Consider the following 25,443-nt stretch of genomic DNA (forward strand, 5'->3'; position numbering starts at 1 on the left):
TTCTCCCCTACCCGATAATTTTCGTTAAATAGTTTTGTGTTTCTTTGAATGGTGGGACCCCGCCGTATTTATGTACGTTGCCTGGTCCAGCATTATAGGCTGCTAATGCTAGTTTGAGGTCGCCGTCATATTTTTTGATGTAACCAGCAAGTTGCTTTGTCCCTGCGTCGATATTAGTCGCTGGGTCGGTTCGATTAGAACCGTACATTAATTGCATTAAGCCAGTAGCACCAGCACTTGAAACCACATTCGGATTAAAATTAGATTCTACTTGGATAACTCGTTTGATAAGCGCTTCTGGGACACCATATTTGGTTGCTGCTGTTTTAATTAAATCGCTATATTTGCCTTCGTTCTCAGCGCTAATTGGTTTAATCTGGTAGTTGTTCCAGTTAGTTAATTCGCTGGTTGATGTTGTGGGAGTTTCAGTTGTCGTGGTTGCAGTAGACTTGGTTTCGGATTTATTGATTAATGCTTCGTATGCTTCTCGGGCACGCGCTAGTTCAGCATCAGTAACAGTTTGCACGCTTGTTGTTTTAGCACTTGTGGTCACATTTAAACGTTCATTTAATTTCGTTTCAAAAGTGGTAGCCGATTGTTTCGATGCTTCGAACGCGCTTTGAAACTCGGCTTGTCTAGCACTCATTACTTGTTCTACTGGATTCATCCACGGCACTCCTTTGTTATACTAATGTTTCCATCAGCTTACTTGTTTCCTCAAGTGTTACACTTTCATCTCGCAATTGCTTTAAAAATTGATAGATAAAATAGGACTTTTCTTTACTAGTAAAAATAGCCGCATTATCGCTTGTTTGCTCGATTGTTCCAAGTTTGAAATATAGTTCATTTTCTTGATAAATACTCATCCATTCGCGAAGTTTTGACGCAGTTTTCCACTGGCTTTCTGGAACGATTTCTTCCATTACCCGGCTAACGGAGCTAAGGACATCAATGGCAGGATAGTGGTTTTTGGTTGCAAGTTCACGGGTGAGAACGATATGTCCATCTAAAATACCCCGCGCTAAATCGGGTACTGGGCCATTCATATCATCCCCATCTACGAGTACTGTATAAATGCCTGTAATCGAGCCGTTTTGCGTTTTACCAGAACGTTCTAGCAATTTCTTCATATACGATTCCATTAGTAAGGTTTTTCCACCGATTGGTAAATCTTTGACTGCAATATCAACACTTCTTCTTGCATCGGCGAAACGAGTGACAGAATCCATCATTAATAGGACGGTTTTTCCTTGATCGCGGAAATGTTCTGCAATGGAAGTAGCAAGTTTGGCAGCACGCAGTTGCATGAGATGGCTTTCATCCGAAGTGGCTGCGACAATAACGCTTTTACGCAACCCTTCTTCACCAAGATCTTTACGCAAGAAATCTTTTACTTCACGACCACGTTCTCCGACTAAGCTGATCACATTAATATCTGCTTTGGCGTTACGAGCAATCATTCCAAGTAAAGTTGATTTACCAACACCCGATCCTGCAAAAATACCAATTTTTTGCCCGATACCAATGGTTAGCATTCCATCAATTGCTTTGATGCCAGTTTCAAGTGTCTCCGTAATTTCTGCTCGGCTAAAGGCATGGATTGGCGGTGCTTCAAGTGGCATCTTTTGTTTAAATTTAGCAGTTCCAGCTTCTTCGTTTAATATGTCACCGGATGCGTTGAGGACTTTTCCAAGGAGGAATTCGTCGGCTGGAATAGTGATTTTCGTATCTGTTACGTACACCCAGTCACCATACGCCACTTTATCGCTTTGATTAAATGGGAGTAGCATATTGTTTTCTTTTTCGATAGAAATCACTTCGCAGAGCACTTTATTTTCGCCGACCATGACAGTGTCCCCAATTTTTACTTGGGGGCCTTTGGAAATATAGACTTGTTCTTGGACGGTATGAATTTTACCTTTTTGAATGTATGGGACGGTGTTTTTTAGTTCTTGCCAAGCCTCGGTTTTTGGCGACCAATTCACGGTTTATCGCCTCCTAGAATTTTCCGTTCTGCATTTTGCTTATGTAAGGTTTGGAAAATTTCTGTGATGCGGTAGTCGAAGTATTCTTTTTCTTCTTCTACAGTAAATTCGCCGTACTCAAGTCGCATATCGAAGTTCCAATGGATATTTTCTAAAAGCCAGTCGTATTTTGTGCCTGTGTTTTCTTCTTTGAGTGCTTTCAATGTTTCTGGGTGGGTGGTGACATTTAGTTTGTCGAAAGCTACTGGGAGTTTTTGAATAACTTCGGTTAGCATTGGTAAGACTTCAATTTGGCGGGTGTCAATTGCTTGGTGGACGATTCTTTCTGCGAGATCAATGCTTTCATCCCACAAAAAGTCGGTAATTGTTAGGTAAAGCTGTGTTTTTTCTTGTTCAAAAGCTTGTTTGTTTGCTTCGATTTCAGCTTCAGCGTCTCGTCTTAATTCCTCAAGGGCTTGGCGCTCAGCTTTTAGTGCCGCTTTTTCATTTGCTAGCTTTTGTTGTTCAATTTCAATAGCTGACATATGCTTTTCGAGTTCTTTTTGATGGTTTTCTAGTTGTTCAAGTTCTTTCGAATATGGTGACTCGATTTCTTCTGTTTCTTCTATATCATCTAAATAAAACAGTTCCATTTTCACGTCGGATAAAGTGACTTTACCTTTTGGGATTCGCGGATTAGATAAGGACATCCTGTTCCCCCCGTTGGATAACTATTTTGCCATCTTTTTCCAGATTTTTAACGACATTGGCGATATCTTGTTGGGCTTGTTCGACATCGGAAAGTCTGATTGGACCAAGGACTTCTAGTTCTTCGGTAATCATATCGCGACGGTTTTTTGATACGCAAGAAAGGATTTTTTCTTTGAGTTCTTCTTTTTCATTTTTAAGTGCACGAGCGATTTTGTTGTTATCTTGAATTTCTGCTAGCACTTGTTGCAAGGTCATGTTATCAAGCAGAATAATATCTTCAAACATAAACATTTTCTCTTTGATACGTTCGGAAAGTTCTGCTTGTTCGGCGTCGAGATGTTCGAAAATTGTTCGTTCTAAACCGCGGGTAACGTTGTTTAAGATATTTGCAACATTTTTTATGCCGTCTGTTTTGTTCAATGAGCTATTCGACATTGTGTCGAGCTTAATTCTTAATAAGTTAGATACGTTTTGCATGACTTCACTATCAAACTGTTCTAAGCTCGCGATACCAATAACGGTGTTAATCATTTTTTCTTCCGGCAATAAGGCTAGAAGTTTCGATGCTTCTTCTGGTTTCATATATGAGGCTATCATCGCGATAGTTTGTGGCGATTCATCGCTAATAATTGTAAACAAGGAATCAACATCATCAATTTCGCGTAGAATATCTAGCGCGGTTTCGCCAATACGTGATTCTGCTTCTACACCATAAATGAGTTGATTTAGTTCTTCAGTTGTCATGTCTGGGAACAAGCGTTGTAAGTGTTCACGGTCGAGTTTAGCAATTCCTCCAGAAAGAAGTTCTAATTCTCCTAAAAATTCTCTCGTTGCTTCTTCTACTGCACCGCCGTCCATTTCTTTCATTTTGGCCATTTCTCGTGCAAGGCGTTGTTTGGATGCATCAGGGAGCAAATCTACCACTTCGGTCGCGATTTGTTCATCGAGGCTCCAAATAATAAGTGCGGCTTTTTCACGTCTTGAAATACCTGAATCTGCGGAAGTAGTTGTTTTTTCTTCTGTTTCTTCTACTTCGACAGTTTCTAGTTCAGCATTTGTTCCTTCTAAGGTTTCTTTGAGTGTTTCTGCCATTTTTATTCCTGCCTTTCATTGAGCCATTTTTGGATGACTGCTGCGGCGCGCCCTGGGTCTTCTTTGGCCATCTCACCGAGTTTATTTTTCAAGCTTTCTTTGCGAGCTTTTAATTCTGGTTCTGATAAATCAAATGCGTCTGTTTGGAAGTTGAAGTCTGGATGCTCTTCTGGATTAACTATCGCCTCTTCAGCTGGGATGAAGTCTTTCTCTTCTACTTCTAAGGCTTCTTCTATTTGTTCTTTACGTTTCAAGAAGATGATATAGGCAATTATTCCAGCTGCAATTAGGGCAAATAGTAAACTTCCTACAAGCCACCAAACCCAAGCTTTACTTGCTGGTTCTGCTTTTTCGGTAGTATCTTTTTCTACTGGTGTTTGATTATCTAAAAATTGGATTGGCATAATGGTCACGTCGCCGTTTTGGAAGGTTCCTTCAAATGTTGGTGTGGCTGCTTCACCGCCTTCACCAGCTTCTTCGGTCGTCATGTTAGGTGTGAGTCCTGCTGAAACTCCAATAGCTTTCGTAAATTCAGCCATATCAACACCATTTTTATTGAGCGATTGTTGGTCCACCCAAACAACGACATTTGTTTTTGCCAAGGCTGGATGTTTTTTTATTTCTTGAATAGTAGAATCTAATTCATAATTCGTTGTTTCGCTTGATTTTTCGCTTGTATATGTGTTTGTATCGTCACCATTTTGTTCCGTGTAATTTGGTACGTCAGCGTTTGAGGCGGTTCCTGATTCCGTCGTATTGGTGGAACCTTTTGATGTGTCTGTTGATGTATCTTTTTGGTTGCTACGTACTTTGCCGTCGTTTGGATAATGTTCGGTATTTTGTTTGATTTCGTCAAAATTAACTGTGACATTTGTATTTACTCGGAAATTATCTAGCGCAAAAATGCTTGAAAGTGTACCTTCGATATCTGATTTCACATTTTTTCCAATCGCGTTTTGGATATCGACTTCATTTTTATAAGCAGAGCTACCTTCTTCTTTGGATGTGTCTGCTTCTGAGATAACGCCATTTTTCGTATCGATAATCGCTACATCATCACTAGCTACGTTTGGTACTGCTGCGCTGACAGTGCGCTGAATGCCGAGAACTTGTTCGCTTGTTAAGGTTTGATTATTTTTGGTTTTGAGTGTTACTGCGGCAGTCCCTTTTTGGCTTGCTTCTTCAAAAATTGAACTCGATTCTGGTAAAGTTAGCTGTACAGAAGCGCTATCAATGGTCGTTCCGTAACTTTGAACAATTTCTTTTTCTAAATTGACTTTTGTACCAACTTTTTCTTGCATTTTTTTATCTTCTTCGCTGGCTCCTAGCGAGCTGTTTAGTAGAATATCATTACCATCTTGGCCTGTATAAGGGATTCCTAAGTCAGCAAATTTGTCACGAACAAGCGTCTCCACTTTTTCATCAACTAGAATATTGCCGCTTTTGTCAACAGTATAATCAACGCCCATTTTGGCTAGCTGATCGGTGACTTGTTGTTGGCTTGTTTCGGACAAATTTTTATAAAGGGTAACTTCTGTTTTGGGCGTGTTCATGTAGAGTAATAACACCGTGACTACGACAAAAAGGCCGACTAAAATCGCGCCTTTGTGCCAATTCTTCAATTTCGAATACATTGTTTTTATTTTTGCCATCTTAAAAACTTCGCTCCATTTTTCTCGTGTGGACGATTGACTAAAACTCCCCCGACTAGTCTAACCGCTACACTTGCATATTTAAAAGCTGTTTGTAGCTTTCGATTACATTATCCCGAATGACCGCAGCAGTTTTCATTTCTGATTCTGCTTTTTTCATTTGAATGAGTACATCACTTGCGTTTCCTTCTCCAGTTGTTAAAAGGTTCGAGACGGAATTTTGCGCGCTTGATTGTGTATCACTCATACTATCCAGCATTTGCGTAAAGGTATTTCCGGCACCTGTCGCATTGTCTGTTTTCGCGGTTTCCCCAAGCGTCACTTTAGGTAAGACGCTTGCAGCATTAATACTTTCAATTGCCATTTCTTAAAACACTCCTTTATACTTTGCCAATTTCTAAATCTTTTTCCATCATTTTTTCATTCGCTTGCAAAGCGGAAGTGTTTGCCGCGTACATTTTTTGTCCAACCATCAAATTGGTCATTTCTGCTGTCATATCCACATTCGCGTAATTGACGTAACCTGCTTCATTTGCGTTAGGATGGGTTGGATCATATACCCGTTTGACGCTTCCTGTATCGCTTGATATTTCGCTTACTTTAACACCTTTTGTACCTGTTAAAGCTGTTTCAAATGGTGTAATTTCGGATAATACGACGCGTTTTCTAAGGAAAGGTGTTTCACCAGGTGCGGCGCTTGAATCAGCATTCGCGATGTTATTGGAGCTTACTTCCATCCATTGTTTCGCAGCATTTAACGCAGAGGCGCTTGTATTGATTCCTTCAAACATAGGTCTTCACCTTACTTTCCACGGGCTGCTGTGTTGATGGATGAATTGTAGTTGAGTGCACTGATAGCGAGCGCGTACATTTGGTTATTTTTAGTTAAGCTAATCATTTCAGAAGTGACATTGACATTGTTGCCGTCTTCGTTGATGGAGCCGCTTTTGGTGGTTATTTTTGCATTTGTTTCGTCTATATCGGTTCCGGCTAAATGCTTGGTGTTCGTTTTCGTTAAATTTCCCGTTGATTCGATATTGTTCGAACCGGATGCTCGCAAACTCGAGCCAAGTGATTCTTCAAAACTCGCTTCACTTGCTTTAAAATTTGGCGTATTGGCATTCGCGATATTATTTGAAACTACTTGGTTCGCTGTTTGAAGATAGTTCAAGTAGTTGCCAATATGCGTGGTATAATTTTCCACTTGTGATTTCCTTCTTTCTTTTAGAAAAATTTCGCATAATTCAAGTTGGCGGCATTGCGACTTTTATTTTCAGAAAAAGCATTTTCAGTGGATTCTAATTGTTTTTGGGTGAAAAGAATACCTTTATTTATAACATCTCTCGTTTCTTTTAAAATGACTTCTTTTGTATCTTTCGGTAGATGTTCCGCACTTTTTAGTAGTTCATTTAGTTTCGCTTGATATTCTTCGAGGTTAACGTTTAATTGTCCCGTCGAGTGAAACAGCGCTTTTAACTCAGCCAAATGTGTCTTTGCTTGATTCATGTTTCATCACTCCCTCGTAGCCTTCTTTAAGCTGCGTGATAACGTGAATGATGGTATCAATATTAACAGGTTGTTTTAGTAGTTGCATTTGGCGAATTTGTTCAGAAATCCATTCGTATAAGCCAAAAATGTTATCGTAAAGTTCTTGGCCGGCTTCTGGATTTAATTGTAATTTTAATTCTTCAAAGATTTTTTCCATTTTATCAAGAATAAGATCGGCTTCGGAAAAATGTAGTTCTCTGAGTGCTTTGTCTAATTTTTTAAATTCAATAATACAACGTTCGTATATATAAATGGTGTTTTTAATGGGGTTGCTCGTATTTAATTCATTTTGCGTGTATCGTTTCCAAGCTTGCATTTTTTTCACCTACCATTTTTATTTATTAGAACTGTTCATGCCATCGATGAGTGCGTCTAGCGTCATGGCGTCGCTTTGCATAGCTTGCATCATTTCAAGCCATTTGTTGTACTGGTCGGTAATATTCGTTAGTAAGGTATCATTTCGGCTAGTAATGTCGGTTAGTTTGAGATTTAATTTATTAATTTCATTCGTCATCGAAGTTGTTTCATCACTGATAAAGCCTGTCGAGCCAAATGTTTTGTTCAAAGATTGATAAAGTTCATCGCCAATTCCACCAATGCCAAAGAAAAATCTTTCGACGGCGGTTGGATCTTCCGCTACCATTTTTTTCATCGCAGTTTCATCTACTTTTAAAACGCCTTCTTTATCGACGCTTATCCCAAAATCAAATAATGTATTTCTGTCTTTTTTATGTTGAAATACGTTGTTTAGGGCGCGATTGGCTTCGAGGTCGGCAGCCGATGCTTGTAAAATGGTTCCTTTTCCCGTGTACGTTTTCATTGTGCTTGTTAATGCATTGTATGTATTTACAAAACTGGTAATCATGCTGGCTGCTTTTTCATCACTTTGATCTTGAATCGTTAATTTTTCAGCGCCAGTTGTTTCTTTTTTGAGGTTGATTGTTACGCCTGGAATGTAGTTGGTTACTTTGTTTGTAGCGCTTGTGACAGTTGCTCCGTTGATTCTCAGTTTAGCATCTTCTGCAGCTAAATGATCTGGTGAATTTTGTACTAAACCAAGCGCTTCTAAAACTGCCGAATCACCTTCAAATTTAATGCTGTTCTCAACACCAGTAGTGGAAGCAGTAACGACCATATTTTCGCCTAGTGTGTAGATGTTTACTTTGGCACCAGCGCTATTAATAGAGTTCATGACATTTTTCATCGAGCTATCCGCATCAACTTTAATTTCTTTGCCGTTGATTTTAATTGTTCCACTTACACCAATTTTCGCTTCAATATCAGGTACTGCTTTGTTGTAAGTGTCTGCGGTCGCCAAGTTTTGTACTTCGATAGAATAACTGCCGTTAACGGAGCTACTAGTTGATGAAACGGTAAAGCTTGTTTCGTTGGATGAAGTCGCAAGTTTGGTTTTACTTTCATAAGTAGTGAAAGAGCTCATCGTTTTGAGCGAGTCAGATAAAGCGTTTTTCAAACTAGCATAAAGATCAATCCGTGATTGGTAGCTGGAAATTTGGTTCTGGTAAGGTGTTTTTGCTTTTTCTAAACTGGCTTTTTGAAGACTAATAAATTGCGAATAATATTGCGTTGGGTCCATTAAACTACTTGCAATCGAACTTCCCACTTGGTTTCACCTCACATATAATTTAGAATGCTTAATTTTTGTACCATCACACTGGATTGCAGTGCGGCTTGGTAAGCGATAGACGTTTTGTTTAAATTACTTACAGCTTCTGGCATATTGACTTCTTCGACATTAGATTTTCGTTCGGAGAAATCAACAATTTTGCTAGAAAGTACATTGTCATAGGCTGTCACGCCGTTTTTCTGTCCGCCGATATTTGTCATCGAATTGGTAATAATTTCGATATTTTTGCTATTTGTTTCTTGTAGGGCAGACAAAGCATCTTTATCGCCACTTTTCATTGCGTCCACGATTTTTTGAATGTTGTTAAAAACATCCGTCATCGCGCTACCATCATGAAAAACTTCTACTTCTAATGTGTCCGTTACGCGGAATTTTTTATTTTCTGTCGTTCCGTTATAGATGATTTCTCCAGTTGTCTTATCAGTTGTAAATGGCTTCACGCTTGTACTAGAACCACTAAAAACATATCTGCCATCGTCTTCTGAGTTAGCAACAGAAAGAAGAACATCAAGTAAACCTTTGATTTCTTCGGCTGATTGCGACATATTGTCTTTATCGCTCGTACCGTTAATTGCTTGCAAGACTAAAGCATTTACCCGGTTCATCGATGTAGACATGGACGAAAGGGATGTTTCTGCCGTATTTAATAGTGATTTCGCTTCGGTTACGTCCGTTTTTTCGCGATTTAGCTGACTAAGCACGTGATTATAGGATAAAATTTGCGCTGTAGCACCAGGGTTTTCGCTCATCGATTCATACTTTTTCCCAGAAGATACTTGTAATTGGTATTTTGCAAGGTTTCCTGAGACATTATTCAGCTGATTAATTATTGAATTTGCTTGTTGATTCGTTGAAATTCGCATTATTTTCCTCCTTATAACATGGCTAAGAGAGCTTTCATCATATCGTTCACTGTGTTCATGGCTTTCGTATTGGCCACATAATAGCTTTGGTATTGCATGATATTGGTCATTTCCTCGTCAATATTAACTCCTTCAAGAGATGATTTTGATTCAGAAAGGGAATTTAAAGCTTGCGTGTCTGCTGTAGAAGTTGCGCTACTTTTACTCGCATCTGTTGCAACTTCTGTAATGATTCCATCCATGAAACTTGGGAAAGTCGTTCCTTGAATATTTTTATCGTTTTTTAAAGATGCAATATCTGGCGCAATAACGCCTAAGAATGGCTTGTTTTCAGCATTGCTAGTGATTGCGGGATTCAGAATCCATTTACCAGAGCTTTGGGTGAAAATTGGAATCGAAAAATCTTTCACATCAGTTACATATGTACTTGTACCAAGCGTGTCAATCGCGTGGTCAACTCCGCCAATCGTCAGCGTATCACCAGAACGAGTCACACCAGGGAATTTTTCTAATTGACGTAAGAGTTCTTCGCGGTTGCTAAGTAATTTTTCGTCATTCGGATTTGCTTGGAGAGCATCATTGATTTTTTGCAAGTCGTCCATTGTCTTATTGACGTTTTTGACTTGAATATCATCTAATGCTTTTGCTAAGCCATTTGAAAATGTTTCGATTTTTTCTTGGTAAGATTTAATTTCATTTTGGTTAACTCGTACAGAAGCGATGATGGAACCTTCTGGCATATTGAGTTTTTGACCGTCCACGGAGAATTCGAAGCCTGTCGCTGTTCGTGTCGAGGTAATTTCAGTTGTTTCATCACCTTGTACGACAAGTCGCCCGCCAATTGTCACATCGTATACATCTGGGTTATTTGGGTGAGTGCTAACAGAAATACCAGCATAGCCCGACATCGCACTAAGCAGTTGATCGCGCTGGTTAAGTAAATCGTTCGGCGGATTAGAACCTGCATTTCCGATTGCTTTATTGATACTGCCTAGTTTTTTAATCAATGTATTTAAATCTTGAATCGCAGCGTCTGTATCTGCTGCTATCGTTGTTTCTAATTCCTTTAAGCCAGAATGAAGTTGATTTAATTGATCAGTAAAAATCGTCATACTGGATAAAAGTGCTGTTGTATTCGTTGCTTGATCGGGATTTTTTGCTAATGCAGCCCAAGCGGTGAAAAAGTTATCTAAATTATCACTTGGGGTATTTTTCCCGGGAGTACCAAATAAATTAAGTGCTTGACCGAGCGCCCCACTTTGATATAACGAAGCGGATTGTTTGGCGATTTGGTTATTGTATTGTGTCGTAAGCGCTGTATTTGTTAGACGTTTAATGTCTGTCACTTTGACTCCGTAGCCCGTCTGTTTCCCACCAAGCAGACCACCGTCACCGTAAACCGCTGTCTGATCCACAGCTTGTCTAATATAACCTGGCGTATTCATATTACTAATATTTTGCTGAGCGACCATATTAGCGATTTGCGCCGCTGACATGCCCGATAATGACGTATTAAAATCACTTAAACGCACAAAAAATCCCTCCGTTTACTTAAAAAGTTTCGTTAATCATCATATTATTTTCTGCTTGTGTTTCCGCGTGGTGCCCCGTAATAACATCAACCATATGTTCCGAAAAAGCTAATTGCATTTCTGTTCTAATTTGATTTTCAGAAACGGCTACTCGTAAAAAGCTTTCTTTTTCAAGCAGCATTTTTTTACGTTCATCAATAAATGTATTTTCAGCAGGTGTCCATGTTTTTTGTAAGTTTCTAAGTGTATTATCTTCGCCAATAATTGTTTTTAAAACGTGATATTCGTTTTGTAAACCAGCAAGTTCGCGCTGAAGCCCTAGTTGGCGCTCTTCTGCTTCAATCCAGTTCTCTTCTTGCACTAATTTACCTAATAAAATCGCTTCATCAGTCGCTTTGACATTTTTTTCGATTAAGATTTCTAATTGATTGATTAATTCATTTTGCATTCCCATCACCTACAATACGACATCGAGAATCATGCCAGTAATCTCACCAATTCGGTTTAGCATATCTAAATGTCCAGTTTTTGTATCAATTAAATTCATTACATCATCTAGTTCATTGGTTTGTTTTTCTACTTGCTTTAAAATCGTCATTTTTTGCGAAAACCCGTATTTGGGATGACGGCTTTCGATATTGTCGTAATCCATCACATTATTCACATAAAAATTCAAAAATGTTTGGACTGCTTTTTTGTAGCTCAAAACATTATCTACCGTCATATCCATTTCAACGAGTGACTTTTTATCTGTGACATTCGTGATTAGTTCGTTAATTTCAGTCAGGGAAGGAGTTTGTTTCTTGCCATTTGCCTTCATTTGTTCAAAATAAAGCTGTTGTGTTTGATTTAATTCTTGTATTCCCCTAACTACATTCGTCTGTTTGGACTGCGAAATTTGGCCAATTGAAACATTATTCATCCTTTTTCCCCCGAAAAACTCATTTTCGCTTTCTAAACCTTATTTTTCTATTTAATTATACTGAAACAAGCTGAAAAAGTATATATTTTTTCAAAAAATATCTTTTTTAAAATAAAATAATTAATAATAAAATAATAAATATAGCAACTATCATAAAAAATATTGGTTGTTTAGAGACACTGCGGAAGTCTTTTACTAATAAATCAAAAAAAGACATTTCCTGTTGTGCAAGTAGCATCATTTTCGTCATATCGCTCGCAAATTCTGCGTCCACACTGCCTAAAATTCGTTCAGTATCTGTAAAGCCCGCTTCAATTTCCATTTTTTGAAACAGTTGTGCAAGTCGTGTAAGTTGGCCTTGCATCCGGTCTAAAATAATGGCGATTCCACCTTGCGTCATTTGCCCGTCCGCTAATCTTTGCAGTTCTTGAAAAAGTTCTGTTAACGGCTTGGTTGCTTGTTGGTGAAAAATTTTGATATTCCCGTTTGGAAATGCACCAATTTGAGGTAAAAGTTGGTTCATTAGTTTTAAATATTCACTACCTAACTTCCAAATATTGATGTTTTCCGCCTGCAATTCATATGGTAATAAGTGGCGCGATTGGAACATATTGCCAAATTCACGTAACACTTTAATCATCCAGTTTGTTTCTTGTTTAGCATCAACAATGGGATCTAGTCTCGTCGCATGCTCAATATGCCCTTGGAACTCACGCAACATTTGAACTCCTGTCTCCATATTGCCAGAAGCTATTTGCATCATACGTAAAAAATCATATTTCCCAGTTGTTTCAAATGTTAAAGTTGGTAACATTTTGAGCAAAAAGGAAATTTCGTTCATAATTTTTTGATTTGCTAAAAATAATTTTTGGTTGGCTGGATTTTCAGAAAAGTATGCTTCAAAATTGTGTTGTTTCATTAAGATGGTGCTTAATTGGCTGCTGATTTCGCTTCTGACTGTTTGCCATTTTGCCGAGTCAGTTGGATTTTTTATACCTGCGCGCATGACGTAAAAAATTAAGTCATTCGCTTTTTTGGCGTTATTCATCATTAATTTCATATATAATTCTAAATTTGCGGTTGTTGTGCCGTTTAATTGCAAACTGCTTAGTTCTTTAAAGGAAAATGATACTGGTGGCGTTTTTGGTACCGCGACTTCTGTATTCATTTGTGCCTTTGCACTACCTTCTTTTAATAATGGATTTTGTTTAATTAATTCCCGTTCGAGCTGATTACGATTTTCTGCGGATTCTTGAATGCCATCTATTTTCATTCCGTCCACCTCACTTCTGCTTTTATTTCATTGCTCTATTACCTGAAAAAATAATAATGCCTATAATCATGAGTGCCGGAATCCAAAACGGGATACTACTTGACTTGTTTTTAGTTGAGGTTTCCTTTTTAGCCTGCTTCTTTGGAGTTTTTTCGCTGGATTCAGTAGATGGTTTAGGGGCAGGCTTTGTAAGTATTGGCTCTTTTTCATTTGGTATAACTGGTGGTGGTGCAATTATTTCTTTATCTGGTATAGGGATCACTGGTTTGATTTCTTGACTCAATTGTTTAGCATAAGCCCGGCCGTCCCAGTCAATCCAGTGTAATATGATTTTTCCGGTTGATGAGATTTCCGCACTTTTGAAACTATTATCCGTTCTAACGGTGCGGAATGTTTGACCATTTACTTCGACGGATAAAGCTGAAATTAAAGCAAAATCCCGATTAATTAGTCCAGTTAAAATCGTATTATTGATTAAATTAATCTCCGCAAATGGCTCACTTGTGGAGCGAACAAGCATTGCAATATTCATTCCTTGAAAATGGATAATTTCACCGGAAAATTCTTTTGTTAAAGTGAGACTTCCAATCCATTCGTTGGCGTTTTTTTGCCATTTTAGTGGAATTTTTATACCACTTTCCGTTTCAGCTTCTGGAAATTCGGTTGTATATTTGTCGAGCGTTAATTTGATTTGATTGCCAACTTGGACGATTTTTTTCTCGTCGTTGGTGATGTCAACGTCGTCATAACTTAGATGAGGCTCTTTCGGCTGATACATCTGAATCGTGTTTTCTAAGTTAATCGTGATTTCATTCTCTGCAAAATCAACTAATTTCAACTGAAAAGTGAGTTTTTCTCCTGGTTGAAATTTTTCTAATGGTACTTTGCCTTCAAATTTCCCAGTCCAATTGTTTTGTATTAGTTCAGCTTCTGCATCATTCAAATCACTATGAACAACTAATATCGCTTGTTTTATACCTGTTTCTACATCGACTAAATCCAGAGACACATGAAGGATACTCGTATTTAAAACATCTTTGTCATGTGTGATGGTAATATCTGTTAAACTAGGCGCCGTTTCATCTTTTTCAACTTCCTTCAGTTGTCGCACTTGGAATAAATCATCTACAGTAACAATGGCTTCAGGGTTGTCGTTTGCGTAAAATTCTGCGCGGTAACTTCCCTCCAAATCAAAGTCAGTCACCGTATATGTTTGGTCTTCTAGGAGTCTTTTTTGTCCTTGTTCATTCACTAAAACGATTTTCATCTTTTCCGCATTTTCGATATGAAACGAAATCACTTCACCTGACGTAAAAATCTGCTGTTCCTTTTCAAGTGAAATCATCGGAAGTTCCGGTTCTGCCGCGAATACTTGAACCGAAAAAAACATCCAAAATAAAATTGTCATCAGTCCAAGTTTTCGCACATTTTTCACCTTACTAACTCAGTCATTTGTATTCCAAAATGATCATCTACGCGAACTAAAATCCCTTTGCCAATCGTTACGCCGTTTAGCGCTAAGACTAGCGGTTCGTTCATGCTTTCTTTTAGGATAATCACGTCTTTTTCACACCATGAGATAAATTTTTCAAGTTTTACTTTAGCTGTACCGAACACTACTTCAAGCGTTACAGGAATATCTTCCAAAATTTGTTCCATTTCAGATAGTGTTTCTTTTTCTTCCATTACTACTTGTTGCGCTGGCTCTTTTGTTTCATGCTCCATTATTTCTACTGGTGTTGCTTCTTTTTCCTCGACTTCTTTTGCTTGAATCCCGAGCATTAATTGTGCCATTTCTTTTGCTGCTGCCGGATTAAAAATTTGATACATGGGAGTTTTTAATAAGCCTTCTACTTCAAGTGGGAAGATAACTTCGACGGTTTTTCCTTCTGCGATATTTTTTTGAATCATCGTATCACCAAAATTGCAGAATTCCATTGTTGGCGGGCTAATATCAATCTTTGTTCCAAGCATTTCTGACATTGCTGTCGCTGAGAAGCCCATCATTTGATTCATTAATTCTTGCACCGCACTGACTTCAAGTTCTGTTAATTCCGCATCTTCTTGAACGATTCCGTCCCCCATCATCATTAAGTCCGCCATGATTAACGCGGCATTTTTACTAATGATAAAGGTGTTACTTGAACGTAGTCCTTCGACAAATTCCACACTGGTTACTAAGCACGGTCGTTCATTAAACTCGAATTCTTTGCTATCAATCACGCGCGCTGTCGGGATTTGTAGCGAGACTTTGCGATTAAGTAATTTCGATAGAACAGTTGATGCAGAGCCAATGCCGATATTACAAACTTCTAAAAAGACATCTAATTCTTCGGCAGTTAAGCTAATTTCTTCTTTTACAGGTTCTGGCTCAGGGATTGCGTCGCCAAGCAATCTTTTCGCAAGTTCACGACCTTTATCAACGGGAATAAGTTGCATTAAATTCGATGTAATTAAGTCGCCAATAATTAAATCAAAGCCGACTTTTATCATTGTTTGGTCGTTTGTGTCTTCCAATTGTTCTTTTAACGCGATTACTTTAATGTCAGGTGTTGTAATATCAATCATTTCACCAAACATATTGCTCATTGCGGTTGCAGAATGCCCCATCATTTGGTTCATCGCTTCCTGTACGGCGCTGAGATGAAGTTCTGAAAGCTCTTCGTTTGGATCGATATTCCCGTCGCCCATCATCATTAAGTCCGCGATAGCCGCAGCCACTTCTGATTGCAGAACAAATAAATTCCGCATTTCGATTCCTTTGTGAAAATTCACTTCTAACACGACATGTGGAATATCAATGTCTTTCGTATTATATAAATCAACAATCTCTACTTTTGGTGTAGAAATGGTGACTTGTTGGTGTAGTAAATCAGATAAGACCGTAGAAGCTGAGCCAAACGAAATATTGGCGATTTCTCCTATCACATCTAGTTCCATTTGCGTGATATTTTTCTCTAGTAATTGCTCCACTTCTACCTCTCCTGCTCTGTCCGCCCTGTATGACGCATAAATTTAACGGCTTTTTGGTTACCACTTTTTCCCATATAGCATTCAAATTTCCATTTCTCGGTGACGTAACCCTTTAGTGTGTCACGTATATGAGTTTCTGTTAGAAGCACGTCGCCAACTTCTAGCATATTAAGCTCTTTCCAGGTTGTTTTAATTTCCCCCACCCGAATGCGCGCTTCTTTCTCAACTTGATGCAATTCTTGCTCCACTTCTGCATCGAAGTTCCGTCTTTTATCAAACGTATACTCAACCACGTTTTCAAGTTTATTCATAATCTCTTCCACTGAGAAAAATGGCACACCAATCCGCATCGTACTAATCCAGAATTCCGATTTAATATCGACACTGATAAGCGCCATCATATCGTTTGGTGATGTGACACGTAGAAGCGCTGGATTGGTTTCGATATTAACGATTTCTGGTGAGATTGGATGCACTGATTTAAAGCTATCTTTAAGTGCTTCACAAAATTTCTCTAAAATAGATTTTAACGTCAACTCTTCAAAAACGGATAACAGTCTGCGCTCGCTTAATTTTCGTTTTGGATTCCCGCCAGATAAGCATTCATGGATATAAATGATATAGGCTAAATCGAGTTCAATAATAATTTGGCCGAGCTCCGGATTACCAAGATCGATAATGCAGAAAATATAACTATCATTTGGCATTGTTTCAATATACCCGCTCGCAAAAGAAACTTGATCTGCAAGGGTTGCTTCGGTATGAATTGGAATCCGGATACGCTGGGAAACAAACTCCATGCTTTTTTTCGTAAAAGCGGATGCAATCGTCTTTAAGCTTTCGAGGTGTTCTGCACCAAATTTCTCTGGTTTATGAAAGTCATAGGGATGAAAGCGCCCAAAGTCGCCAATTTCCGTACTTTCATCAACCACCTTACCTTCACTCATTTGGGAAAGCAGGGCGTCAATTTGTTCTTGACTTAATTTATCGCTCATTTTTTGTCACTCCCTAGCTCTCATGAAGAACTTCCCTCTCCTAATTTCGTTATTTTGACAAACATCTTGCCATCTTTTGTCAAAATTTCGCCGTAACCGATGCATTTGCCTGAAATAGTAATTTTGACCACATTAGCTGTTGAATCTTCTAACCGAAAAACGGTCCCTTTTTTTACATCTAGCAAACTACCGACTGGCTGTTTCGTGCGTCCTAACTCGAAGTCGATTCTGAGTGGAATAGTATGATTAATTTTCATTTAGCTAAACTCCCTACTGAATCAAGTTCACAATTTGTTTCATCACGTCATCTGCCACACGAATAACTTTTGTATTGCCTTGGAAACCACTTTGGTATGTCATTAAGTTAACGAATTCGCGGGATAAATCTACGTTTGAGCCTTCTAATGAAGAGCCGCTAATTCCGCCAGCACCATTTTGGCCAGCAACGCCGTAAACTGCATCTCCAGAAGATAATCCTGGAACATATTCGCCGTTCCCCATTTTGACTAAACCGTCTTCATTGGAGAAAGTAGCCACCGCAAGTTGAGCAACTGGGATAACTGTACCATCTGAGTAACTCACTGCAATATAGCCAGAATCGGTAACTGCATAATCTTTTACAGTCGCAGCGCCTTTACCATCAGAAGTTGGTGAGAATACTTGGTTTGTTCCGTAGTTGGTTAATCCACTTAGGTTTAAGCCCATGTTGACTTGTTTGCCGTTTACTGTGGAATTGATTTGAATATTTTTAAGTGCGTCTGGGTTCGTTAGTTCACCCTGCGCATTGTAGTTAAGTGTTCCTGTCACTGGAGGAGTTAATGCTTTGCCGTCCATTTGAATTTCATATTCGTAGGAAACATTACCGCTCGCATCTGGTGTAGCAGCTTTCATATTGACTTGAAGTTTATGTTTTCCGCCAGCATTATCATATACAGAAAGCTCGGAAGAAATCGTATCTTTTTCGCCCCAATCAAGTGGGATGTTACCGCTTAAACTACCATTTTTTGTTGCTTCCCCTGGAATTGCGCTATTTAGCGGGATTTGAATTGGTTGCAAGTTGCCGTTTAAAACGTTGCCATTTTTGTCCGTTGCATAGCCCATTACGTATTTTCCTTGCTGGGTAGTTAAATAATTGTTGTCGGAAACTGCAAAGCTACCGTCACGTGTATAAACGATATTCCCGCCAGCGTTATCGCCAGCAATGAAAAAGCCGCGACCTTGTAATGCTGCATCTTTGTTTCTGCCAGTTGAAGTTGGGGAACCTGCTGTATAATCGGTTAAAATCGCCCCAATTTTCGAACCGGAACCGAAGCTCATTGGGTTTGTTCCCGCATAAAGTCCGCCTGCAACAGATCCCATTGTGTTTTGGTAAAGTAAATCATTGAAAACGACGCTTTGTTTTTTATATCCTGTCGTGTTGGCATTGGCAATATTATTTGATGTTACTGATAATGCTTGTTGGAACGCATTCATCCCAGAAATAGCTGTATACATAGTTTGATTCATAATTCACACTCCCAAATTTTTAATTAATTTCTGTTACATAAGTCATTGGCACGAGGCTATCTTGATCTTTTATTTTCAGCATGACGCCGTTTGTTGTTTGTTGAACGCTTTCGACTTGGCCGCTAATTACTTCACCGTTTAGTGAAACTCCTTTTATATCTTTACCGATGAAATTAACCGCGGATTGTAAAGCGGAGTTTTGTGTTTGTTCAGAAAGTTTATCTACGGCAGTGGTCATATTGGCAACTTGTTCCATTAAGGAAAGTTGCGCCATTTGTGACATCATTTCATTCGTATCAAGCGGGCTCGATGGATCTTGATATTGTAAACTTGTTAAAAATAGTTTCATGAAGTCATCTTTGCCAAGGGTTTTTGATACGCTAGATGTTACTGCATTGTTTGTATCCTGACTCGCTCCTGATAAACTACTAATTCCGTCCAAATTACGTCTCCTCCTCTAAATCAAATGCTTCTTGTTTAGCTCTTTCTTGATGTGGATTTTCGCGTTCTTTTTCTTTTTTAGATTCGCCTTGAGGTCGTCCATCTGAGCCTTGGTTATGCTCTTTCGGCGCTTGTTTTTCCGTCATTGTCACGGCAACTTCTACGCCACGATCTCGAAAGCGATTATGTAAATCTTGTGCCAACTGTTCTAGCTTTTGTTTCGCTGTTTGCTCCTGATATTCGATATGTACAAATATTTTATCGGGCATTTTCTTAAGTAAAACTTCGACTTTTCCGAGTGATTCCGGTTGGATTGCGAAAAAGGCTTTGTTTTGCTTCACTTGAAATTTTTGCAGCTGTTCGATTTGATCTGTGATGGTTTTATCGAGTTGTTTCAGCGTTACCGGGACTTCGGGTTTGGCAGCTGGTGTGAGTTGTTTAGCTGTTTCGTGCCAAATATTGCTGGATTCTGCGGGCTTTTTGACGGCAACTTCTTCTTTTGCTGTTAGCGGTTCTTTAATGCTCGCTTTGAAAAGTTGTACGCCTTCTTTTTCTTGTGGTAATTTGGCTAGCACTGGTTGATTTTTTGCTACTGTCTCCGCTAACTTAGATGGTTCTTTTGTAGGCATGATAAGTTCTGGTGGCGGTTGTTGCTCTCTGGTAGCGTTTTTTGTGGCTTCTTTCGGTGTATTTGTTACTGGAGTCTGTACAACTTGCGGGGCACTTTCTATTTTGGGTTGTTCAATTGCTTGTTTGGCGATTGCCGCAAGTGTATCTTTTACTTCTTTGAGTTCGAGTGGTGCTTCTTGCAGTTTCGTTTCTGGTGCATCGCCTAGTAGTTTGGCTGAAACGAGTGGTTGAGCGATTTCTTTTAGTGGTATCGTAGCTTGTTCCCTGTTATCCGTTTCTCCCTTTAAGAGCGGCGCAGGGCTATTTTCCATTAAAAGGGAAATAAAAGGGAGTTCAACTAATTCTTCTGCTAACAATTCTTTTGGTTCGACCTGTTTTTTTCCAACGAGTGGTTGTAGCAAATTATCTGGGATTAGCATGCGTTTTCCTCCCTTTTATTTTAATAGCACCATTTTTAAATCGCGTAAGGTTTGTTCTTCTCTTTTATTTTCAAGCTGTTGCCATTTTTTTCGTGTGTCATCGTACATTTTTTTCGCTTGTTTCCCTTTTTCCTCGAGTTTTTCTAAGATTTGTTCATTGCTTTTAATGTACTGGCTAATTTGAGTAATTTCTCGCTCCATTTGTTGAATGCGGCTCGGCGAGAAGGCATCAAGTTGCATACTTCCGGCTAATACCGCCACTTGGAGTCTTTCTTTTTTTGTTCTTGAGTAATACACTTCTTTTTCATGCGCTAATTTTTCTGTAACTTTTTCCCGTTTGGATAGTAATAATTGCAATTCCTTCAAAATGGCCGTTTTCTCTTGGTCCACTTTCATCTTCACTGCGTTATAAGCCTCTTGCTTCAAATCACTTGCCTTCTTTCTTTAGTCGATTTCTGAAATAACGATTCCGAAGTTCTCGTCCATTAAAATAGCTTCACCGATGCCGACTTTCTTTTCATCGAGGAAAATTTCGACTTTGTGGCCAGGTTTCTTCTCCACTTCGAGGACATCGCCAATGCTTAACTCGGCAATGTCCCCTACTGGCATTTCTTTTTTTCCAAGGCGGACGATTAAGTTAACGCCAATATTGTCAACTTGGCGGATAGAGCCTTTTTCGCGTCCTTCTTGGCTCGGTTCTTTCGGTTCCCATTCAGGAAGTTCTACTTGAAATACTTGTTCCATCATGGTCCCTCCTTAAAATGTTTCTAAATTTAAAATTAATACAACACGGCCATCACCTAAAATCGTCGCACCAGAAAAGGCAATTTGACTTTCGCTGAAAAAGCCGCCAAGTGTTTTTAAAACGATTTCCCGTTGACCGATAATATCTTTAATAATAAGTCCAAAAGTTCGCTTGGCATTTTTCACGACGAGTAATAGTAATTCTTCCGTGTCTTTTAAAGGTGTTTCATGGAAGCCTTCGCCTAAATCGAGTACTTCAATAATGGTTTCGCGGTAGTTGATTAAGTCTTTACCGTGAACGTGTTGAATGTCCGCTGGATTGATTGTAATCGCTTCTGCCACATTTGCCAGTGGTACAGCATAGCGGCGTTCAGATGTGGCAACGAGCATCGACTGGATGATGGATAATGTTAGTGGAATCTCAATTCGAAACGTCGAACCAGCATTTTCACTTGATTCTACGCTGATTTTTCCGCCAATTTTAAGAATCGTATTACGAACCACATCAAGACCAACCCCTCGTCCAGAAAGGTCAGATACTTGGTCCGCGGTACTGAAACCGGAATCAAATAATAAATCAAAAATTTCCGAGTCCGTCATTTTTGTTGATTCTGCTCTTGTAACGACATTTTTTGAAATCGCTTTTTCTAAAACTTTACGTTTATTGATTCCCGCACCATCATCTGCAATCTCAATCACGACATTGTTGCCGCTATGAAAGGCTTTTAGATTAATTGTGGCAGTTTCATTTTTCCCATTTTTACGCCTCACTTCGACTGTTTCTGCCCCGTGGTCTACTGAATTACGGATTAAGTGAACAAGTGGGTCGCCAATTTCATCAATGACAATTTTATCAACTTCTGTATCTGCACCTTCAATCACTAAGTCGATTTTCTTGCCTAATTCTTTGGCAAGCGTACGTACCATTTTTGGAAAACGATTGAACACACTATCCACTGGCACCATACGCATATTTAGTAAGCCGTTTTGAATTTCTTTGGAGATGGAACTGAATCGTCCTAAGTGTTCCATCAATTCTTTGTTATTGGTTTTTTCTGCGATTTCATCAATTCTCGCCCGTTCAATGACGCTTTCTTCAAAAACGTTCATTAGCTTTTCGATTTTTTCAAGTTGTACACGAATGGTTTTATTTTCTAATCGTTTGGTTGTTTGTTTGGCGGCTTTTTTGATTGGTTCAATAATTTGAACTTCTTCGACTTCTTCTGTTACTGTCACTTTTTCGATTTCAGAAATAGCTAGAATAACCGCTTCGATTTCTTCTTTTGTTTGCGCCGACTCTAAGACTACTTCAAACGTCTGTTCAAACTCTTCTAGCTCGATTGCTTCTCTATCTGGTGATGTTTCTGAGATAATTCCAATTTCTGCAAGTCGTTCTAAACACATTACCGCCCGCACTGCTTTCAAAATGGCTGCTTCTTCAATTTGAATGGCAATACGATATGTTTTCTCAACTGTCAAATCTGTTTCTTGTTCTGGATGTAAAAGTGCTTCTAAGTCAGCTACAGTTTTCGAAATATCCGCCGCGCCTTGCCCGCCGTGCTGGATATCTGAAACCATTGTTTCCAAATGAGATGTACATGTAAAAATAATGTCTACCAAATGTTCTGTTACAGCCAATCGATTATTGCGTACCTCATCTAGTACATTTTCCATTGCATGCGTTAAATCAGCCACCTGCTGGAATCCCATCGTTGCGGACATCCCTTTAAACGTATGTGCTGAACGGAAAATTTCACTTACTAACTGACCGTTCGTCGGGTCTTTCTCAAGCTGTAACAGATTATCATTTAGCGCCTGTAAATGTTCTGAAGCTTCTTCTATAAACAGGTCTAACATATTTGTAGTCATGCTATCCACCTCCATTTCTCTACTTAGCTGCTTTTTCTAACGCCTCTAAAACTCGGTCCGCCTGGAAAGGTTTTACGATAAAGTCTTTCGCACCTTTTTTAATGGCATCAACAACCATGCCTTGTTGTCCCATCGCTGAGCACATTATTACTTTTGCCGATGGATCTTTTGCCATAATTTGTGCAAGTGCTTCTAAACCGTCCATTTCTGGCATCGTAATATCCAGTGTCACGATATCCGGTTTTACTTCATCATACTTTTTCACTGCTTCCAGTCCATTTTCCGCTTCTGCAACTACTTCAAAATCGCTATCTTTCACGATATTCTTAATCATCGTACGCATGAACATCGCATCGTCGACAATCAACAACTTCAACATAAAATACAACTCCCATTCCTATACCTATAAATATTTTTTAAAAAAATCGCATAATATCATTTTATAATAAAAATAAGACAATTTCTACCTTTTTCTTAAAAAATATCCATTTTTTATAATAAAATTAGTTAATCTGCTTAACTTTGGCTCTGCGTCCTATTTATAATCCAAAAATATTTTTATAAATAAAAAGAAAAGCCTCTCGTCCGGGGTGACGAGAGGCTAAGGGTAAACAATGTTCGATAAATGAATTTGATATGTTATTAGCTGTTAATTAATTGAGTTAACATTTGCGGTGTTTGGTTTGCTTGAGAAAGCATGCTGATAGATGTTTGTGTAAGAATTTTGTATTTAGTCATTTCGGACATTTCAGCAGCCATATCTGCATCTTCAATAGAGGAAGCAGATGCTTTAGTTGCGATGGATTGGTTGTTCACGTTAGATACATTGTAGCTAAGGCGACTCATACCAGCACCTAGAAGCGCACGACCGTTAGAGATGTTATTGATTAATTCATCAATAGCTTCAGTTGCTTCTTGAGAAGAATCAGCATCAGCAACGGATAATGCACTATAACCAGCAACTGTAGAACCACTACCTAAAGTGATTGTTCCAGCAGAAAGACCTTTCGCATTGAAAAGATCGATATTGATTAAGTCATTAGCTTTATCAGAAGCTTGGATGCTTACTTGAGTTGCAGCACCAGTAGCAGTTTGATCTAGAAGTTTAATGTTGTTGTAGTTAGTAGTATCAGCAACGTGATCAAGTTCTTTAATCAAGCTACCGAATTCAGCAGTATATTGTTTACGATCTTCGTCACTGAACGAACCGTTAGAAGATTGTACTGCTAATTGACGCATACGTTGCAAGATTGAACTCATGGAGCTAAGAGCTGAATCCGCTGTTTGTAACAAGTCGATACCCATGGATGAGTTTTTGCTTGCTGCATCTAAGCCTGTAGATTTAACGTTCATACGAGTAACAACTGCAAGACCAGCAGCGTCATCAAGAGAACTGTTAATACGTTTACCAGATGCTAAACGTTCTTGCGCTTGAGTCATTCCTTCGTTGTTTTTACGAAGATATTCTTGTGTTTTCAAGCTAATGATATTAGTATTTACTTTCATTTGTGTTTCCCTCCTACATTCGGTTTAGAAAAGACTTCTCTTCTCTATATGCTTTATTATATCTTCATTTTTTTAAAAAATCAAATGTTTTTTGTTAAAAATGTAAAAATAAGTTATTTTTATTTATATAAAAATGGTTAAACAGCTCAACATCAACGTTTTTTCGTTTTTACAAATTATTTTTTTAAATAAAATAAAGAAGTGTTTGAACAGAAAAGTTTGTCCAAACACTTCTTTTTATAAAACTAGTTCATCTAAAATATTAATGAGTTGATGAATATTCGGCTTACTTACTTGCGCATCGGCTCCAACACCTGCACCTTTATGTTCCAGATCTTCTGTAATTAGCGAAGAGAAAATAACAACTGGTAATTCACGACCAATTTCATCTTCTTTTATTACTTTGGTTAAATGGTGTCCGTCCATTTGTGGCATCTCAATATCCGTGATTAACAAATTGACATTTTCAAACGTTTGCTCTTTTTGTTCTTTGAGCAGTTTGAAAATATGTTCTTGGGCTTCACGACCATTAGCAAAGAACTGCAGATTGGTATAGCCAGCCTCATGAAGTGTATCTTCCAGTAATTGACGTAGCATTTGCGAATCCTCGGCAATGAAAATAGTCTTCTCTTCGCGGTTTACTTTTCGAGTAATGCGATCTTCACCAGTAACGGCAAAATCGGCATTTCCGCTAATTTCATAAATGATTTTTTCATAATCAAGTAAGAGTACTAAATTACCATCTAGCTTCACGATTCCAACAGCTAATTCTTCTAAACCAATCGATAGTTTCTCTGGTTCTTCAATTTGTTCCCAAGAAATGCGTTGGATACGGTGAACCTCATCGACACGGAAAACAATTTTCATTTGGTTTAGTTCTGTGATAATGAATTTCGTATTTTCTGGTTCGATTTCTGGTAATTTCATCACACGCGCAAGATTGACAACTGGCATAATTTCACCACGAACTTGGGAAACGCCTTCAATTGCTGGATTCGAATCTGGTACAGGCGTCACTTCTAGCGGATGAATAATCTCTTTCACTTTTAAAACGTTAATACAAAATAAATTTTCGCCTACTGTAAAAGTAACAATTTCTAATTCATTTGTTCCACTTTGTAGTAGAATTCCTTTTTCTTCTGTCATATTACTGGC

29 protein-coding genes are annotated in these 25,443 nt (G+C 38.6%); all 29 read right to left on the minus strand.

Going from position 1 to position 25,443, the window contains the following annotated elements; all coding sequences use genetic code 11:
• Positions 1-7: 7 nt before the first annotated feature.
• The gene (locus HCB45_RS02225) at positions 8-667 is read right to left on the minus strand and encodes a lytic transglycosylase domain-containing protein (RefSeq protein WP_185618559.1); all 660 of its coding nucleotides are present in this window, start codon (positions 665-667) and stop codon (positions 8-10) included.
• A gap of 16 nt (positions 668-683) precedes the next feature.
• Positions 684-1,985 carry a flagellar protein export ATPase FliI gene (fliI, locus tag HCB45_RS02230; protein ID WP_185618561.1) on the minus strand — a complete coding sequence of 434 codons (1,302 nt, stop codon included), beginning with the start codon at positions 1,983-1,985 and terminating at the stop codon, positions 684-686.
• On the minus strand, positions 1,982-2,674 hold the full coding sequence (locus tag HCB45_RS02235; protein WP_185318183.1) for a FliH/SctL family protein: 693 nt from the start codon (positions 2,672-2,674) through the stop codon (positions 1,982-1,984). The genes fliI and HCB45_RS02235 overlap by 4 nt, the downstream gene beginning before the upstream one ends.
• Positions 2,661-3,767, minus strand: a complete 1,107-nt coding sequence (locus tag HCB45_RS02240) for a flagellar motor switch protein FliG (protein WP_185318182.1) — start codon at positions 3,765-3,767, stop codon at positions 2,661-2,663. Before HCB45_RS02240 ends, HCB45_RS02235 begins: the two co-directional genes overlap by 14 nt.
• 2 nt (positions 3,768-3,769) lie before the next feature.
• Entirely contained in the window at positions 3,770-5,419 is a 1,650-nt protein-coding gene (gene fliF / locus HCB45_RS02245; RefSeq protein ID WP_185618562.1) for a flagellar basal-body MS-ring/collar protein FliF, read from the minus strand.
• A 67-nt stretch (positions 5,420-5,486) separates the two neighbouring features.
• Positions 5,487-5,783 (minus strand): flagellar hook-basal body complex protein FliE, encoded by a 297-nt coding sequence (gene fliE, locus HCB45_RS02250; RefSeq protein ID WP_185318180.1) that lies wholly within the window; start codon positions 5,781-5,783, stop codon positions 5,487-5,489.
• 16 nt (positions 5,784-5,799) lie between these two features.
• The gene (gene flgC / locus HCB45_RS02255; protein ID WP_185618564.1) at positions 5,800-6,210 is read right to left on the minus strand and encodes a flagellar basal body rod protein FlgC; all 411 of its coding nucleotides are present in this window, start codon (positions 6,208-6,210) and stop codon (positions 5,800-5,802) included.
• An 11-nt stretch (positions 6,211-6,221) separates the two neighbouring features.
• Positions 6,222-6,623 (minus strand): flagellar basal body rod protein FlgB, encoded by a 402-nt coding sequence (flgB, locus tag HCB45_RS02260; protein WP_185618566.1) that lies wholly within the window; start codon positions 6,621-6,623, stop codon positions 6,222-6,224.
• Positions 6,624-6,643: 20 nt separating this feature from the next.
• A complete protein-coding gene (locus HCB45_RS02265; protein WP_185618568.1) occupies positions 6,644-6,925 on the minus strand; it encodes a hypothetical protein in 282 nt (93 codons plus the stop codon).
• Complete coding sequence (locus HCB45_RS02270; RefSeq protein ID WP_185318177.1) at positions 6,897-7,283, minus strand: flagellar export chaperone FliS; 387 nt, start codon at positions 7,281-7,283, stop codon at positions 6,897-6,899. Before HCB45_RS02270 ends, HCB45_RS02265 begins: the two co-directional genes overlap by 29 nt.
• An 18-nt stretch (positions 7,284-7,301) precedes the next feature.
• Positions 7,302-8,591 carry a flagellar hook-associated protein 2 gene (locus tag HCB45_RS02275; protein WP_185618570.1) on the minus strand — a complete coding sequence of 430 codons (1,290 nt, stop codon included), beginning with the start codon at positions 8,589-8,591 and terminating at the stop codon, positions 7,302-7,304.
• Between the two features lie 11 nt (positions 8,592-8,602).
• Positions 8,603-9,478 (minus strand): flagellar hook-associated protein 3, encoded by an 876-nt coding sequence (locus HCB45_RS02280; protein WP_185318176.1) that lies wholly within the window; start codon positions 9,476-9,478, stop codon positions 8,603-8,605.
• An 11-nt stretch (positions 9,479-9,489) separates the two neighbouring features.
• Positions 9,490-11,010: a flagellar hook-associated protein FlgK gene (gene flgK / locus HCB45_RS02285; RefSeq protein ID WP_185618571.1), complete on the minus strand. Its 1,521-nt coding sequence runs from the start codon at positions 11,008-11,010 to the stop codon at positions 9,490-9,492.
• A gap of 19 nt (positions 11,011-11,029) precedes the next feature.
• Positions 11,030-11,458, minus strand: coding sequence for a Myocilin (locus HCB45_RS02290; protein ID WP_185318174.1), 429 nt, complete (start codon positions 11,456-11,458; stop codon positions 11,030-11,032).
• 9 nt (positions 11,459-11,467) lie between these two features.
• Entirely contained in the window at positions 11,468-11,932 is a 465-nt protein-coding gene (locus HCB45_RS02295) for a YaaR family protein (protein ID WP_003721824.1), read from the minus strand.
• A 106-nt stretch (positions 11,933-12,038) separates the two neighbouring features.
• Positions 12,039-13,205 carry a hypothetical protein gene (locus HCB45_RS02300; RefSeq protein WP_185318172.1) on the minus strand — a complete coding sequence of 389 codons (1,167 nt, stop codon included), beginning with the start codon at positions 13,203-13,205 and terminating at the stop codon, positions 12,039-12,041.
• A 22-nt stretch (positions 13,206-13,227) separates the two neighbouring features.
• Entirely contained in the window at positions 13,228-14,613 is a 1,386-nt protein-coding gene (locus tag HCB45_RS02305; RefSeq protein WP_185618742.1) for a hypothetical protein, read from the minus strand.
• A 23-nt stretch (positions 14,614-14,636) separates the two neighbouring features.
• Positions 14,637-16,178 (minus strand): flagellar motor switch protein, encoded by a 1,542-nt coding sequence (locus HCB45_RS02310; protein ID WP_185318171.1) that lies wholly within the window; start codon positions 16,176-16,178, stop codon positions 14,637-14,639.
• Positions 16,179-16,180: 2 nt separating this feature from the next.
• The gene (fliM, locus tag HCB45_RS02315) at positions 16,181-17,173 is read right to left on the minus strand and encodes a flagellar motor switch protein FliM (RefSeq protein ID WP_185318170.1); all 993 of its coding nucleotides are present in this window, start codon (positions 17,171-17,173) and stop codon (positions 16,181-16,183) included.
• A gap of 20 nt (positions 17,174-17,193) precedes the next feature.
• Complete coding sequence (locus HCB45_RS02320; protein WP_003721819.1) at positions 17,194-17,430, minus strand: flagellar motor switch protein FliN; 237 nt, start codon at positions 17,428-17,430, stop codon at positions 17,194-17,196.
• A gap of 13 nt (positions 17,431-17,443) precedes the next feature.
• Positions 17,444-18,679, minus strand: coding sequence for a flagellar hook protein FlgE (gene flgE, locus HCB45_RS02325; RefSeq protein WP_003721818.1), 1,236 nt, complete (start codon positions 18,677-18,679; stop codon positions 17,444-17,446).
• Between the two features lie 19 nt (positions 18,680-18,698).
• Entirely contained in the window at positions 18,699-19,121 is a 423-nt protein-coding gene (locus tag HCB45_RS02330; RefSeq protein WP_185618572.1) for a flagellar hook capping FlgD N-terminal domain-containing protein, read from the minus strand.
• Position 19,122: 1 nt separating this feature from the next.
• The gene (gene fliK, locus HCB45_RS02335) at positions 19,123-20,169 is read right to left on the minus strand and encodes a flagellar hook-length control protein FliK (RefSeq protein WP_185618573.1); all 1,047 of its coding nucleotides are present in this window, start codon (positions 20,167-20,169) and stop codon (positions 19,123-19,125) included.
• A 15-nt stretch (positions 20,170-20,184) separates the two neighbouring features.
• On the minus strand, positions 20,185-20,595 hold the full coding sequence (locus tag HCB45_RS02340; protein ID WP_014600605.1) for a hypothetical protein: 411 nt from the start codon (positions 20,593-20,595) through the stop codon (positions 20,185-20,187).
• Positions 20,596-20,613: 18 nt separating this feature from the next.
• Positions 20,614-20,913, minus strand: a complete 300-nt coding sequence (locus HCB45_RS02345; protein WP_003724429.1) for a flagellar motor switch protein FliN — start codon at positions 20,911-20,913, stop codon at positions 20,614-20,616.
• 12 nt (positions 20,914-20,925) lie between these two features.
• The gene (locus HCB45_RS02350) at positions 20,926-22,782 is read right to left on the minus strand and encodes a chemotaxis protein CheA (protein WP_185618574.1); all 1,857 of its coding nucleotides are present in this window, start codon (positions 22,780-22,782) and stop codon (positions 20,926-20,928) included.
• Positions 22,783-22,801: 19 nt separating this feature from the next.
• Positions 22,802-23,161 carry a response regulator gene (locus HCB45_RS02355; protein WP_003721812.1) on the minus strand — a complete coding sequence of 120 codons (360 nt, stop codon included), beginning with the start codon at positions 23,159-23,161 and terminating at the stop codon, positions 22,802-22,804.
• A 263-nt stretch (positions 23,162-23,424) separates the two neighbouring features.
• A complete protein-coding gene (locus HCB45_RS02360) occupies positions 23,425-24,288 on the minus strand; it encodes a FliC/FljB family flagellin (protein ID WP_003724427.1) in 864 nt (287 codons plus the stop codon).
• 237 nt (positions 24,289-24,525) lie between these two features.
• The gene (locus HCB45_RS02365) at positions 24,526-25,434 is read right to left on the minus strand and encodes a chemotaxis protein (RefSeq protein WP_003760944.1); all 909 of its coding nucleotides are present in this window, start codon (positions 25,432-25,434) and stop codon (positions 24,526-24,528) included.
• Positions 25,435-25,443 lie beyond the last annotated feature (9 nt).

The organism is Listeria farberi, from assembly GCF_014229245.1.
Classification (GTDB): Bacteria; Bacillota; Bacilli; order Lactobacillales; family Listeriaceae; genus Listeria; species Listeria farberi.